The organism is Elioraea thermophila (ex Habib et al. 2022), from assembly GCF_003336755.1.
GTDB lineage: Bacteria > Pseudomonadota > Alphaproteobacteria > Acetobacterales > Acetobacteraceae > Elioraea > Elioraea thermophila.
In genome coordinates this window covers 217342-230995 of sequence record NZ_QMDI01000002.1, presented here as the reverse complement: position 1 = coordinate 230995, position 13654 = coordinate 217342, and the positions used below count along the sequence as shown (strand labels likewise).

Genomic DNA, 13654 nt, shown 5'->3' with positions numbered 1-13654 from the left:
TCACGCCGTGGTGCCCAGGGGCGGAATCGAACCACCGACACCGTGATTTTCAGAGCGGGTGAAGTCGAGCCAGGTCAAGGGCTTACGCCAATTCGCACGCAAGCACGACTCCCGCCTCAGCACGCGAAGTTGAAAGACACCCTCTAGCTCTCAATCGGGCAACAATTCCGCGCCCGGATCGACCGCCAGCAGCTCCGCCACCCTCTCCTCCGACCACCCGAGCGTGGCCGCCACGCCCAGTACTCGCGCATCGTCCGACCAAACGTAAGACACCGCCCGCCACAACTCACGGTCGCGCAGCGGCAGCGCTGCGATCAGCGTCTCGAGCGCCGCCAGCTCGTCGTCCGTCATGCGCTCGACCAGCGTGCTGCGGCGCACCTTCCATCGCGCGACCGCACCGCCTTCGCCAGACGGCAGGGCACCGTCCGGCAGCTCCTCCACCCGCCCATCGGGGCCGAGCACCCGCACAGTCATGCACCGAGCCTCTTCGCCAGAACGCGGACCACGCCGGACACCATCGTCAGGTTGCCGCGCCACCTGAACCGCAGGTGCGTAATGGGAGGCTCGGTCGGGTGCGGCACAGGATGCGGGCCGACGATGCCGTGCCCACCGATCGTGTTGGGGCTACTGGTGTCGATGAACGTCGCTGTCGACACATAGTGGCCGCTGTTGCGCACGTCGGTCGATGACAGGCGCGACAGCCACAAGGTGCCGGAGCTCTGGGCGCGACCATCGTAGTTCGTCACGTGTGTGAGCGCCCAGGCGATTTCGTTCGTGTTCCAGGCCGACCCGCCGTGGCTGTTGAACCAGTTGGAGTATTGCCGCGACCACCCATGCGTGACCCACGACGCACCGCCGTCGGTCGAGTAATCGCAGCCGAAGAAACGGTTGCCTGCCAGCGTGACTGCAGGAGCAAGACGGATGTCGTGCCACTCCACGGCCACGGCATAGGGCACCGGCGGCAGCGGCACGATCACCGCCTGCACCGGTTCGCTGATCGTCGCGATGTGGAAGACTTCAGCCTCGCGCTGACCCCATCGCATCGCGTGGTGATGTGCCGTTGCCGCAGGCACGCTGAGCGGCTCGTGCGCCTGCAGGCCGGTGTTCCACAACGTCAGCTTCGGTGAACCGCCGGTGCGCAGTTCAACCACGTCAGCGGACGTCTGCACCATCCCCGTATCAGCATCGCCGGCGAACGCGAGCCCGCCCTCTGCGCCCGGCGCGATATGAAGCCGGCCCGTCATCGCTTGGCTGCCGTCGCGCAGGACTACGGCCGTGCTCGGTGCCACCTCGAGCCGCCCGCGCGCCGCCGCCGCGTCGGCCGACCCGATCAGCTCGGCGCCGTAGGCGGACACCGACACCCCCTCGATGGAGGCGCCCGTCGCCACCACTGGTTGGCCTTCAGCATCGAAGGCCAGCAGCCGGCCAGCGCGCTGTGACGCGAGCGGCAGCGCATAGCTCAGCCCCGCAGGGTCGGAGAGCGGGGGCCGGATCTGCCGCGCAAGCTCCTGCTCGAGCTGCTGGATGGCGATCCACAGCCGGTTGAGTTCACGGTTCAGCGCCTCGGCCGGGAAGGGTCCCGAGGGCGTGTATGCCGTCGTTCGCGCCGACACCTGCCGCGACGAGATGGTGATCACGTCGCCGGCTTGCGCGGCGTCCACCAACACCACCATTCCGCCCGTCGGTACGCCGAGGCCGGAGACGGCGAAATCCACCCCGGCCACGAGCGCCGTCACGGTCGTGTGGCGGCGGCGTTCCACCGCCAAATCCTCCGCCGCGTAGACGAGGAAGGTGAACGGGAACTCCGTCTGCCCTGCCGTTGCCACATACTGGTTGCGCCGCGCGGAGGGCGGCACGCTTGCCGTCATGGGCGCCTCCTAGAACACGTCCAGTTTCTCGCCCAGCCAAGGCAGCGGGGCCTGGCCGTAGTCGCGGTAGCGCTGCCGCTGCTGGCGGGCGAGGAAGCCAGGCGAGGCCGCTTCGCGCAGCTCGTTCAGGATCAGCCAATCGAGTGCCGGCCGCACATACCAGAGGTTGATGAAGGGTGTGTTGCGCAGCGCCCAGTTCAGCGCCTCGGCCGCCTTGGCTTCGCCGTCGCGCGCCCGCTGGAAGAGGTCGATCAGCGCCCCGGCTTCGCTCACCACCGGGCCGGCCAGCGTGCCCAGCGCGCCGGCGCCGAACCGGCTGGTCTCGGCGAACAGGAAGTCGCCGTAGATGCCGAGCCCGCCCGATTGCAGCATGGCGGCGAGGATCGTCTCGCGCCTGGTCGGATCACGCGGCCCGTAACCGCGAACGAAGTCCTTCGCCGTCATCGCCGCGTAGCCGCCGACGGCCAGCCCCGCGATCAGCATGGCGATGTTGCCGATGCCGGCGGAACGCTGGCTTGGCCCGCCGTGCCACTGGCGAGCAAGCGGGCCGACGGTGAACCCCACCGGCCAGGATTTGAACGCGGCAAGAAACCGCATGATCTCGCCGGCCCAGGTGCCGCGTTCGGTGCCCTGCAGCATCAGCCGTCGGATCTGCGCGTTCGGCTCGATCACGCTGAAGGCACGGCCCTCGTCGTACACCATGCCGAGGACGAGCAGCTGCAGCCGCCGCCGTTCCTCGCCGATCAGCCTAGCGCGCGTCGCTGCCGCCGCCTCGCGCCCGGCGCGCTCCGCCTCCGCGATTTGCTCCGCTGTCGCCGTCTGGCGCGTCACTCCGGCCTGTTCGAGCACGAGCCGCCGCGCCCGCTGCGCCGCTGCTTTTTCCGCCCGCGCGAGCTTCTCCGCGATGGCCGGCGCGATCGCGGCATCGGGCAGCGCGGCTACCGCGTCCGGGGTGAGCACGCGTCGGCCGGCTTCCACCGGCACTGCGGCCTTGCTGATCACCGCCCACTCGCGCGGCCCGATGCCGTGCAGGGTGAGCGCGTGCCGCATGCGCTCGTGCACGCCGTTCCAGCCGCCCCGGCGGAACTCGGCGGCGGCCTCGGCCAGGTCCTCGGCAAGCAGGCGGGAGTGCACGCTGCGCAGATGGTCGGTGAACCATGAGAGGCCCTGGTAGCGCATGGTCCAATTCAGCAGGCGCTGCATCACGCCGGGCTGGCCGTCGTGCACGAAGTAGCTCGTGGTGATGCGTTGCGCGAGCGTGTCGAACCCGGCGCCGAGCTTGTAGGCGAGGCGCTTGGCGTCGCGGTCGGTCGCGCTGCCGAGGAAGTCGCGCACATGCCCCGCGATCGCCTCGCCCCAGGTGCGGCCGAGGAAGCGGCTGTTGGCGATGCTGATCCAAGGATCGGTGAAGGCGGAGGAGAGGAACGCGCCGGCGAGTTTCACCACGCCCTGCCAGGCGCGCAGCTCGGAGGCGATTTCGGCCACCGTCTGCGATCCGCCGACGCCGAAGGTGAGCCCCTGCATCTCGGCATAGGCGGAACGGATGTCGCCGCGATCGAGGGTGAGCGCGCGCGCCAAGGCCGCCTTCTTCTCGGCCGGGATGGCGGGGTCGTTGCGGATGTCGAGGCGCAGCCGGTCGAGCGCCGTCTGCAGGGTGTAGGTCGGGTTGGGCCCGAGCACCTCCATCTGCCCTGCCATCCGTGCGGCGCGCTCGAGGTGCTTGATCATCGCGTCGAACACGTGGCCGGACGCGAACTGCTCGCGGTACTGCAGCCAGGCGGTGGCGTCCTTGAAGTGCAGCACGCGCGACCGCGCGAGGCTCCGTGCAAGGTTGGGCGTCGGTGTCACCCGGCTGGCGGCCGTCGCCTGGTCGCGCTCGGGGGCCAGGCGGTCGACATTCGCGGTGATGCTGTCGAACATCTCAGCGAGGATGCCGCGCACCGCGCGCTCGTCGCCTGCCGCGTCGGGAAAGCTGCGCTCAAGGTCGAGGCGAGGAAGAAGGAAGTCGATCCAGGCCTCGCGCCCGGCTCGGGCGATGCGGGCGCGGTCGTGCGCCTGCGGGCTCCAGCCTTCCAGCTCGCCCACCATGCCGCCGAGGCGATTGAGGTCCTGCCGCGCGCGATCAGCCGCTTCAGCGAAGACCACGGCGACCTTCTGCGCGAGCTCATTGCCCGTCACCGGCGGGCCTTGGACCTGCCCGCCGCGGCCGAGCGCGCGCATCTCCCGCACCACGGCGTCCTGGAAACCGGCCCCATCGCGCAGCGCGGCGATCACGCGCGGGCCAAGGGCGTCGAGCTTGGCGAACAGGCCGCCGAGGTAGTCGGCCCGGTAGGCGCCCACCACTTGGGCGACGGAGGCGCGGGCGCCGGGCACGCCGCGCGCCGTGCCTTCCAGCACGGCCAGCACCGCCTTGCGCGGATCGAGCCCGGCGGCGCGGAACACCGCGATCTGATCGAGCACGCGCTGGCGGGCGAGCACGGTCAGCGCAGCATGCTTGCGGGCCAGCGCCTGCTCGAGGCGCAACGCCTCGGCATCCTTCGCCACCCGGGTGCGAATCTCCGCATCCGCCCGTGCGGCGCGGCCCTCGGCCCGCACGCGGTCGATGTGCTTCTGCACGCGCTCGACGAGCTCCTCGACGTCGGCGTCGTCGATAAGGCCGCGGCCGGCGGCGCGGATCGCGGCGATGCAGTCCCGTGCCGCCACCGTTACGCCGCCCTCAGCATGCAGGCCGCCGCGGCATCGAGCGCATCCGCCATGGCGGCGGCCTTGGCGGCGGCGTCGTTGCCCTGGCGGATGGTGGCGAGGTCGGTCTCGTCGAGCCGCCCGAGCCGGGCAAGCTCGTCAACCGCCTCGGTCAGGACGAGGAGGTCGGCGTCGTCTCCGCTTCGGCTTGTGCCGGCGGCGTCAGCCGCGGTGCCAGGATCCGCTGCACGGCGGCGCGGATCGCCGGCTCCAGCCTGCTCGCCCACGGCGTCTGCGGCGCCGCGTCCGGATCCTGCATCCAGTCGAACATCGGCGAGGAGGTCTCGGCTTCCGTCGCGGAAGCGGGGTGGGCTGCCGCGGGGTCCGTCGGTCGTATAGTGCGCATGCTCATCGGCCAGCCCTCGCGTCTCCATGTAGGCGCGTTTCGGCCCATCCGCAACCGAAAGGACGTAGTCGGGGTCGACGAAGCGGCCCGTGGTGCGGAAGCGGTCGATCGCTCGTGCCGCCGCTTGTTCGGCCGGCAGGTCGGCCAGGATGAGGCTCACCCGATAGCCGGCGGTGGAACGCCGAGGTCGATGCCTGGCGCAAGGGCAGGGCGGTTGCCGGCGTGCGCCCGGCGGCGGAGGGTGCGCGGCCGCGCCGCCGCCCTATGCCCGGCACGGTGGCGGCGCTGATCGACGCGTACCAGGCCTCCGAGTACTGGCGGGCCCTCGAACGCTCGACCCAGGCGAGCTACCAGCGCGCGCTCGATCTGATTGCGCACTGGCTCGGCGATGCGCCGGTGCGCGCCATCACCGGGCTGATCGTGCGCAAGTTCCACGATCGCCTGGCGGTGACGGACGGGCGGCCCACGCCGGCCAAGGCTGCGGCCGCGGTGCGGGTGTTGCGGCTTCTGCTCGAGGCCGGGCGGTTTCTCGACTGCGGCACGGGGCAGCCGTTCGTGACGGTGAACCCGGCGGCCAAGCCCGGGCTCAGCTACCGCAAGCGGCGGCAGTCGCAGCTGTGGGAGGCCGAGGACATTCGGGTGATGGTCGCGGCGGCCGACCGGCTCGGCCTGCGTTCGGTGGCGACCGCGATCCTGCTGAACGAGTGGCTGGGGCAACGGCCGGGCGACTTGCTCGCTTTGCCGCCGCCCGATCTGGCGGATGGGTGGTTACGGTTTCGTCAGTCGAAGCGCGGGCGTCAGGTCGAGCTGCCCTTGGCAGTCGTGCCGCACTTGGTGGCGCGGCTGAAGGCGGAGGCGGAGCGGCCCGGCGCGGTGATTTCGCCCACGCATCTGTTGGTCAACGATCGCACGGGCCGGCCCTGGACGGAGGACGCGTTCAAGCGTGCCTTCGCCGAGGTGCGGGCCGAGGCAGCGAAGGAGCGGCCGGCGTGTGCGCGGCTGTGGTTCATGGAGCTTCGGCACACCTGCATCACGCGGCTGCACGAGGCCGGTTTGGATGCGATCACGATCGCGGGGGTGACGGGTCATTCGCCGGAGAGCGTGCAGGCGGTGATCGACCGACACTATCTCATTCGCACGCGCAAGGCGGTGGTGCGGGCGTTCAAGGCGCGGCTTGAGGCTGAAGGCTTGGGCTGAGGTTGTGCCCGCGTTGGTTGTGGTGTCGGCGTTGTGACAGGCGACCGGCCGTGGCGCGGTTGCGTCGGGACGGGAACGGTTCGGCTTCGGTTCGGAAGGGTTTTTCGTTGCGCGGCCGGTTTCGGTGCGGTTTCGTTGTGTTCTCGGTAAAAGTTGGAAGATGGTGTCGTCTTCCAACTTTGACCCCGCTTTGTTCCTGTGGATAAGTTCCGCTAACTCATTGATTGCAAATGGTGCCCAGGGGCGGAATCGAACCACCGACACCGTGATTTTCAGTCACGTGCTCTACCAACTGAGCTACCTGGGCCCACGGCGCGAGGGCGACCGTGTAGCCGGATCGGGCGCCTCTGTCCACTCCGCCTCCGTCGCCTCGGGCGCCTCATCCGTCGGCACGCGATAGACGCCGGCGAACCACCGGCCGAGATCGACATCGGCGCAGCGGCGGGAGCAGAACGGCCGCCAACGCGGTTCGGCCGGCTTGCCGCAGATCGGGCAGGTGGGAGGCCTCCTCGGTTCAGCCATCGCCCGCATCCTCGACCGACCAGGCGAGCGGCGCCAGGGCAGCATCGACCCGCCAGCATACGGCCCGCCCTGTGCGCGCTTCCGTCGCGGCGATCGCCTCGCGTTCCTGCGCCAAGGCCTCACCGACCATCCGTCCGAGTCGGAGGCGAAGCCGCGCTGCAGGCCGTGCCAAGCTTTCCCGCCACAGCGCACGCAAGGCGCGCAACGCCACCGTCGTCGCCGAGGGTCGGAACGCGATGTCCACCGCTCCCAGCACTTCGGCGAGCGGCGGCCTGACCCTCGGCCGCACGATCTCGACCAGGCCCGCTCGCGACACGCCGAGCACCCGCGCGCCCACAGGGTCGCCGGCGAGCGCCTGCGCCATCGCCCGCGCCAAAGCCTCGCGCGCCCCCCGCCGCGACGAGAGCCCGGCCGGGTCGAGCAGGATCACGCCGCCGAGGTTCCGCAGCACGATTTGCCGAGCGGCCTCGGCGATCGCGAGCCGGTTGGCGGCCTCGCGTCGGCGACTCGCCGCCGTACGATCCGATCCGCCGGCGAGATCGACGTCGATCACCGTCGCCCCCGGCGCCATCGTCACCTGCAGGGTGAGCCCGTCAGCGAGGACCACCGTCGGGTCGGTGAGCGCCTCCACCTCGTCTTCAAGTGCGGCATCGAGCAACGGTGCCGGCCCCGTATGCGAGCGGATGCGCGCACCGAGATCGGGCCTCGCCGCGCGCAGGGCCGGGATGAGGGCGGCGTCGTCGCACAGCACCTCGGTCACCTCCGGCTCCTCGGCAAGGAGTGAGACGGCGCGCGCCGGCGCGGCGGCGATCAGGCCCGGGGCGGATGGTGGCGCCGCCGGCACCTCGCCCTCCACGCCGCGTCGGCTGACGCGCAGCCCCTTGCCGCCCATCGCCGCCCGTACGACGCGGACGACGACGAGCTCGCCTTCCCGCACGCAGGTTTCGATGGGGCGGATCGGACCGCCCTCCGGTCGCGCCGGGTCGGCCTCCTCGGCCGGCAGGAAACCCTCCGTGCCGTCGCCGAGGGCGACGAACGCCCCGGCGAGGCCGCGCGCGATCGCCGTCACCCGCGCGGCGTGCACCTCGCCGACGCGGTCGGGCGCGCGCAGGCGCTCGATCTCGACCCGCACCAGGCGTTCGCCGGCGAGGCCGAGCAGCCAACGCTCGCCAGGCGGCGAGGCGATCAACAGCCGGCGCGCGCGATCCACGGCAGCGGCCGCCCGAGCCCGGCGAGTAGGGCGGCGGTCTCCGCGAGCGGAAGCCCGACGACACCGCTGTAGGAGCCGGAGAGGAAACGCACGAAGGCGGCAGCACGCCCCTGGATGGCGTAGGCGCCGGCCTTGTCGCGCCATTCGCCCGAAGCGAGGTAGCCGGCGATCTCAGCCTCCGTCAGCCGCTTGAAGGCGACGATGCTGGTGACGAGGCGCTCGGCCCGCCGCCCGTCCGGTGCCAGCACGGCCACCGCCGCGTGCACGCGGTGTCGGCGCCCGGAGAGCAGGGTGAGATGGCGCCGCGCCTCCTCTTCGCTCTCGGTCTTCGGCAGCACGCGGCGGCCGACGGCGACCACGCAATCCGCCCCCAGCACGAACGCGTCCGGGTAAAGCCGTGCCACGGCGGCCGCTTTCGCCCGCGCCAGCCGTCGCGCGAGCTGCGGGGGGAGTTCGCGTTTCCGCGGCGTCTCGTCGATCTCGGCCGGCACGACCGCATCGGGCTCGAGCCCGATCTGGCGCAACAGGTCGAGGCGACGCGGCGAGGCGGAGGCGAGGACGAGGGGGCCGGCGCCCGGCGCAGGGGAGGCCGGGCTCACTTGAAGCGGAAGGTGATCCGCCCCTTGGTCAGATCGTACGGCGTCATCTCCACCTTCACCCGGTCACCGGCCAGCACCCGGATCCGGTTCTTGCGCATCTTTCCCGAGGTGTGGGCGAGAATGACGTGATCGTTGTCGAGCTTGACGCGGAACATGGCGTTCGGCAGCAACTCCGTCACCGTTCCGTCGAACTCGATCATGTCCTCCTTCGGCATCAGCCCTCTTCGCGTATCTGTCCGTTCCGCCCCGGAACATGATCCTCACCCCCTGCAGGGTCAAGCGCGGCGGCGGGCAAGGCAGGCGTTCGTTCTCCCCGGCCGGCCCTGCGGCCCCTGACGTGCGCCGCCGGCACGCCGCGTCGGCGCTCTCGCTGGGCCTTGCCGTCCTGATCGGTGGCGGCCTGCCCCTCATCGCCTACGGCCCACGCATCCTCGACGTCGATGACATCGGCTGGATGCTGGCGGGTCCCCTCGGCCCCGATCCGGTCGCGTACTGGATCGCCTGGCGCTACTTTCGAACCACGCCGTGGCTGACGCCCCCCGGCCTCAATCCGAACTGGGGGCTCGAGCTCGGCTCCTCGATCTTCTACGCCGACGTCATCCCGCTCCTTGCCTTCGTCCTCAAGGCGCTGCGCGACGTCGTATCGGTCGAGCAGTACTGGGGGCCGTGGCTCGTCGGGTGCGGGGCGCTGCAGGCGGCGGCGGCATGGTGGCTGTTGGGTCGGGCGACCAACGACGCGATCGCGCGCGGCGCCGGGGCGGCGCTGTTCGCCGCCCAGCCGATGATGCTGAACCGCATGGGCGGGCACTTCGCGCTCGCCGCCCACTGGCTGCTGCTCGCAGCGCTCGCCCTCGCGCTTCGCCCGCCGACACGACGATGGCTGCAAGCCATGGGCTGGGCCGCGCTCCTCGGCCTCGCCGGCCTGATCCAGTCCTACCTGCTGGCGATGGTCGCTGCCCTGTGGGCTTCGGACCTGATCGACCGCTGGCGGCGCGACCGCAGCCTGGGTTGGACGGCTGCCGAAGCCTCAGTCGTGTCGGGGTCGACGGCGACTGCGCTCTGGGCCGCAGGCTTCTTCGTCCTCCGCGGTGCCCCGTCGCCGATCGGCGAGGGCTACGGGATGACCGCGCTCGATCTGCTAGCACCGTTCGATTCGGCGGAGTGGGGGCGGTTGCTGCCGGAACTGCGCACCTTGCGGCACTGGGAATATGGCGGCTCCTATCTCGGCCTCGGCTCGTTCCTGGTGCTGGGAGCGGGGCTCGCGGCCCTCGTGTCGGGCCGTCTCGGCTGGCGGACCGCCCTCGCGCGCCACGCCGTCCTGCTGCTCGCCCTGTTCGGCCTCCTCGTCTTCGCCGTCGGCAATCGCCCGGCGATCGCGGGGAAGGTCCTGTTCGAAGTCCCGCTGCCGGAGGCCATCCAGCGTGCTGCCGACCTGTTGCGGGCGTCGGAACGCTTCGTCTGGCCGCTCGCCTATGCCCTCCTGTTCGCCGCCATCGCCGCCGTCGCGGCGCGATGGCGCGGGCGAGGCGCGGCTGCGATCCTCCTCCTCGCGGTGCCGCTGCAGTTCGCCGACATCTCGGTCGGGCTCGAGCGGCTGCGCGGCTTCGTCGCGGCGGCGCCGCGCGAGCCGGCTCCCCGGCTGGTCGACCCGTTCTGGGAGGAGGCGGCCCGCCGCTACGGCCGCCTGCGTGCGGTGCCGGCCGGCAATTTCGGCGACCATTGGGAGTCGCTCGCCCGCCTCGCCGCCGTGCACGGTCTCGCCACCGACGCGGTCTATCTCGCCCGGGTGGATCAGCGTGTCGTCGAGCGGCTGCGCGCGGAGATGACGGAGCGCCTCGGCTCCGGCCGATACGAGCCCGCAACGCTCTACGTGCTGCGCGATGCCGACACGATGGCGCTCGCACGGGCCTCGCACGATCCGGCGCGCGATCTCTTCGCCCGCTTCGACGGCATCGACGTGCTTGCTCCCGGCTGGTTCACCTCGCGATGAGGCGGCTTCTCGACCTTCCCGGCGCGGTGCCGCTCCTGATGCTGCTGGTGGCCGCCGCCGCCCGCGGCTTCGCGTTCGTGCCGGCGGTGATCGACACCGACGAGGGCCTCTACCTGCTCCAGGCGCGCGCTTGGCGCGAAGGCGGTTGGCCGTTCCTCGCGGTGTGGGACATGCATCCGCCCGGCGCGCCTGCCCTGTTCATGCTCGCCTTCGCGGTGTTCGGCGAAAGCGTGCTTGCCGTGCGCCTGCTCGGGGTGATCGCGGTGGCGGCGACGGCGAGCCTGCTCGTCGCGATCGCACGCGCGCTGGGGGCGGGGAGGGCGGCTGCCCTCGCGGCGGGTCTCCTCTACGCCGGACAATCCTCGCTGCTGAGCGGGCTTGCGACCAACACCGAGATCCTGTTTGCGCCCTTTGTCACGGCCGCCCTGCTGATCGCGGTGCGCGCGGCCGGAGACGGGGGCGAAAGGGCGATCGGTTTCGCTGCCCTCGCCGCCATGGGTCTTCTCATCGGCTTCGCGCTGCTGATCAAGCAGGTGGTGGTCTTCGAGGGCTGTTTCGCCTTCGCCGTCGCCGTCCTGCCGGCGCTCGTCAGGCGGCGGCTGACCGGTGGTGGATTGGTTGGGCGCGCCATTGTCTACGCTGTCGCGTGCGGTCTGCCGACCGCCCTCCTGTTCGCCGGCTACGCTGCGATGGGGGCGGCGGGGGTGCTCTGGGATGCGCTCGTCCTTGCTCCGCTGCGGTATCAGGGGGATGCAATCCCGCCCGAGGTGCGGTTCTGGGCGATCACCACGCCGCTCGTCACCCTGCTTCCCGCGATCGGGCTCGCGCTGGTCGCTACCGTCCCGCCGCGTCGCGCGGACGGGACCATTCTGCTGTTCGGCTGGGTGTGGCTCAGCATCGCCTCCCTCGCGATCGCCGCACCGGGGATGTACTTCCTGCATTACTTCCTGATCGCGCTGCCGCCCCTGTCCCTGCTCGGCGGGCTCGGCGCAGTGCGCGTCGTCCTCTCCCTTCGCGCCGGCGCGCCAGGTGTCGCCTGGGGAGTGGTCGTCGCCGTCGTCGCGGGCTACGCGTTGCGGGACGAGGCGCTCTATCGGCTCCGCTCCGGCGCGGGGCTTTGGCGCCCCGACCCGGTGCGCGAGGTGGCGCGCGTGCTCGCTGCCGAACTCCCGCCACGCGCGCCGGTGCTCATGGCCAACTACCACGTCGCGGTGCTGTTCCTCGCGCGCCTGGAACCGGCGAGCCGCTTCGTCTTCCCCGCTCAGCTCACGGGCCATTACGCCGAGGTGCTGCCGGTCGATGCGGACGAGGAGCTCGCGCGCATCCTCGCTTCCCGCCCGGCCGCGATCGTCATCGACCGCGGCTGGATGCATGTGATCCGCGCCGAGGCGCTGGCGGCGATCGAGGCCGCCTTGGCCGAGGCCTACGAGCGCGCCGCCGCAGTGCCGGAGGAGCGCGGACCGGTCGAGATCTGGCGCCTTCGCGCATCGGCGCGCTAGGGGCGGTGCGTGGACACGCTTCTGCACATCCTCTCCAAGACCCTTTGGTTCACGCTGCGCCCCGGAACCTTCGCCCTGCTGCTCGCGCTGATCGGCCTCATCGCGATCTGGCGGGACCGGCGTTGGGGGCGCTGGCCGATCGCCGTCGGCCTAGGGATATACGTCGTGGTGCTTGCCACCCCGCTGCCGCCGCTGGTGGTGATGCCGCTGGAGGAACGCTTCCCTCGGCCCGCCGCTGCGCCCGCGCGCGTCGACGGCGTGATCGTGCTCGGCGGTGCGGTGGAACAGAACCTGACCGAAGCGCGCGGCATCCCCGCCCTGAACGGAGCGGCGGAGCGGATGACCGAGCTCGTCATCCTGGCGCGGCGCTACCCCGAGGCACGGCTCGTCTTCACCGGCGGGCAAGGCTCGCTCGTGCACGGTGCGCTGAGCGAGGCCGACGTGGCGCGCATGCTGTTCGTCGCGCTCGGCGTGCCGGAGGAGCGGCTCCTGTTCGAGAACGAGTCGCGCAACACCTGGGAGAACGCGCTGTTCACCCATCGTCTCGTCGGGCCGAAGCCCGGCGAGACTTGGCTGCTCGTCACCTCGGCAAGCCACATGCCGCGCGCCATCGGCGCCTTCCGCAAGGCGGGCTGGGACATCGTCGCTTGGCCGGTGAACTACCGAACGGGGCGGAGTTTCGCCGCGCTCTACGACGATCCGTTCCCGCAACGCCTGCAGCTCCTCGAGGCGGGGATCCGGGAGTGGCTCGGCCTCATCACCTACCGGCTCCTCGGCCGCAGCGACGCCCTGTTCCCGGCCCCCTGAGGCTCAGAGGGCCAGCGCGCGCTCGGGTTCCACCCGCCCGCGCGCAAGGTCGAGCAGAGCGAGGAGATTGCCCCGCAAGCGCCCGAAGCGGTCGACATGCGGTTCGGGAAAGAGGGACCGCGCGGCATTGATGGCGAGGTGGCGGGCGGCGGACGGGATGGCGTGGCGCCAGGGAAACGTGCCCTTGCGCGCAAGATAGATGGGGTTGACCACCTGGCTGTAGCCGAGCCGCAGCCCCGGCGTGCGCGCCTGCTTCACGCCGAGATGCACGCCGCGCGCCCCGGCCAGCCTGAGGATGGTGCCGTATCGGCCCAAGGCGCGCGTGAAGTCGATGTCCTCGTACCAGGCGTAGAGAGGGAGGCGCTCGTCGACCCGGATTCCCGTTCGCCGCACCACCTCCATCCGCACCGCCATGTTGCAGCCGTAGCCGTTGAAGTGGAGGGCGACGGCAAGGGGATCGTCGGGCGGGCGGTCGGCGGCGAGGATGGCGCGCGCCTCCTCTGGCGTGATGCCTGGGCCCTTCGCGCCGTCCGCGATCACGGTGCCGGTGGCGACGACGCAGTCGGGGTGGGCGGAAAACACGCGCTCCAGCACGGCGAAGTAGGCGGGAGCGGGAAAGAAATCGTCGTCGAGGAAGAGAAGGATGTCGGCCTCCGTCGCCTCCAGGATCGCATTGCGCTGCCGCGGCAGGCCCGGGCTCGTGCGCAGAAAACGGATGTCGGGCCGGCGCTGCGGCAACTCCCCCACATCCTCCGGCCCGACATGGCAGATGAGGAGCTCGTCGGCCCTCCGCGTCTGGCGCGCGAGTTCCGCGATCGTCTCGGCCAGGATCGCCGGCCGGCCGCGGGTGGCGATGCCGATGGCGAGCCGCATG

Annotated in this window: 13 protein-coding genes and 1 tRNA gene; 4 read left to right on the top strand and 10 right to left on the bottom strand. The window is 71.4% G+C overall.

What is annotated here, in order from left to right; genetic code table 11:
- Positions 1-150: 150 nt before the first annotated feature.
- From DWB05_RS02895 to DWB05_RS02880, 4 genes are read right to left on the bottom strand one after another with little or no spacing between them, the layout of a single operon-like run.
- Complete coding sequence (locus tag DWB05_RS02895; protein ID WP_157967050.1) at positions 151-474, bottom strand: hypothetical protein; 324 nt, start codon at positions 472-474, stop codon at positions 151-153.
- Positions 471-1868, bottom strand: a complete 1398-nt coding sequence (locus tag DWB05_RS02890; protein WP_114374853.1) for a hypothetical protein — start codon at positions 1866-1868, stop codon at positions 471-473. The genes DWB05_RS02895 and DWB05_RS02890 overlap by 4 nt, the downstream gene beginning before the upstream one ends.
- A gap of 9 nt (positions 1869-1877) precedes the next feature.
- A complete protein-coding gene (locus tag DWB05_RS02885; protein WP_114374851.1) occupies positions 1878-4571 on the bottom strand; it encodes a hypothetical protein in 2694 nt (897 codons plus the stop codon).
- Between the two features lie 2 nt (positions 4572-4573).
- Positions 4574-5116, bottom strand: coding sequence for a hypothetical protein (locus DWB05_RS02880; RefSeq protein ID WP_114374849.1), 543 nt, complete (start codon positions 5114-5116; stop codon positions 4574-4576).
- Positions 5117-5178: 62 nt separating this feature from the next.
- On the opposite strand from DWB05_RS02880, the gene DWB05_RS02875 reads away from it, so the two are divergent.
- Complete coding sequence (locus DWB05_RS02875; RefSeq protein WP_232818366.1) at positions 5179-6153, top strand: tyrosine-type recombinase/integrase; 975 nt, start codon at positions 5179-5181, stop codon at positions 6151-6153.
- A 231-nt stretch (positions 6154-6384) separates the two neighbouring features.
- On the opposite strand, the gene DWB05_RS02870 is transcribed toward DWB05_RS02875, so the two are convergent.
- From DWB05_RS02870 to infA, 5 genes are all read right to left on the bottom strand, one after another.
- Positions 6385-6460: transfer RNA gene (locus DWB05_RS02870), tRNA-Phe, on the bottom strand.
- Positions 6451-6675 carry a DNA gyrase inhibitor YacG gene (locus tag DWB05_RS02865; RefSeq protein WP_114374845.1) on the bottom strand — a complete coding sequence of 75 codons (225 nt, stop codon included), beginning with the start codon at positions 6673-6675 and terminating at the stop codon, positions 6451-6453. Before DWB05_RS02865 ends, DWB05_RS02870 begins: the two co-directional genes overlap by 10 nt.
- On the bottom strand, positions 6668-7885 hold the full coding sequence (locus DWB05_RS02860) for a ribonuclease E/G (protein WP_114374843.1): 1218 nt from the start codon (positions 7883-7885) through the stop codon (positions 6668-6670). Before DWB05_RS02860 ends, DWB05_RS02865 begins: the two co-directional genes overlap by 8 nt.
- Positions 7861-8484, bottom strand: a complete 624-nt coding sequence (locus tag DWB05_RS02855; protein WP_114374841.1) for a Maf family protein — start codon at positions 8482-8484, stop codon at positions 7861-7863. The genes DWB05_RS02860 and DWB05_RS02855 overlap by 25 nt, the downstream gene beginning before the upstream one ends.
- The gene (gene infA / locus DWB05_RS02850; RefSeq protein ID WP_114374839.1) at positions 8481-8699 is read right to left on the bottom strand and encodes a translation initiation factor IF-1; all 219 of its coding nucleotides are present in this window, start codon (positions 8697-8699) and stop codon (positions 8481-8483) included. Before infA ends, DWB05_RS02855 begins: the two co-directional genes overlap by 4 nt.
- Before the next feature lie 122 nt (positions 8700-8821).
- On the opposite strand from infA, the gene DWB05_RS14575 reads away from it, so the two are divergent.
- Genes DWB05_RS14575 through DWB05_RS02840 form a run of 3 tightly spaced genes read left to right on the top strand, consistent with a single transcriptional unit; the run spans position 8822 to position 12780 of the window.
- Positions 8822-10474, top strand: a complete 1653-nt coding sequence (locus DWB05_RS14575; RefSeq protein WP_157967049.1) for a DUF6311 domain-containing protein — start codon at positions 8822-8824, stop codon at positions 10472-10474.
- Positions 10471-11973: a glycosyltransferase family 39 protein gene (locus DWB05_RS14570; RefSeq protein ID WP_157967048.1), complete on the top strand. Its 1503-nt coding sequence runs from the start codon at positions 10471-10473 to the stop codon at positions 11971-11973. Before DWB05_RS14575 ends, DWB05_RS14570 begins: the two co-directional genes overlap by 4 nt.
- Positions 11974-11982: 9 nt before the next feature.
- A complete protein-coding gene (locus DWB05_RS02840) occupies positions 11983-12780 on the top strand; it encodes a YdcF family protein (RefSeq protein ID WP_114374837.1) in 798 nt (265 codons plus the stop codon).
- A 3-nt stretch (positions 12781-12783) separates the two neighbouring features.
- On the opposite strand, the gene DWB05_RS02835 is transcribed toward DWB05_RS02840, so the two are convergent.
- Positions 12784-13653 (bottom strand): glycosyltransferase family 2 protein, encoded by an 870-nt coding sequence (locus DWB05_RS02835; RefSeq protein ID WP_114374835.1) that lies wholly within the window; start codon positions 13651-13653, stop codon positions 12784-12786.
- Position 13654 lies beyond the last annotated feature (1 nt).

Excerpts from the sequence above, each read along its gene's own strand:
- DWB05_RS02895 (WP_157967050.1), bottom strand. The coding sequence starts at position 474 with ATGACTGTGCGGGTGCTCGGCCCCGATGGGCGGGTGGAGGAGCTGCCG.
- DWB05_RS02890 (WP_114374853.1), bottom strand. The coding sequence starts at position 1,868 with ATGACGGCAAGCGTGCCGCCCTCCGCGCGGCGCAACCAGTATGTGGCA.
- DWB05_RS02865 (WP_114374845.1), bottom strand. The coding sequence starts at position 6,675 with ATGGCTGAACCGAGGAGGCCTCCCACCTGCCCGATCTGCGGCAAGCCG.
- infA (WP_114374839.1), bottom strand. The coding sequence starts at position 8,699 with ATGCCGAAGGAGGACATGATCGAGTTCGACGGAACGGTGACGGAGTTG.
- DWB05_RS14570 (WP_157967048.1), top strand. The coding sequence starts at position 10,471 with ATGAGGCGGCTTCTCGACCTTCCCGGCGCGGTGCCGCTCCTGATGCTG.
- DWB05_RS02835 (WP_114374835.1), bottom strand. The coding sequence starts at position 13,653 with ATGCGGCTCGCCATCGGCATCGCCACCCGCGGCCGGCCGGCGATCCTG.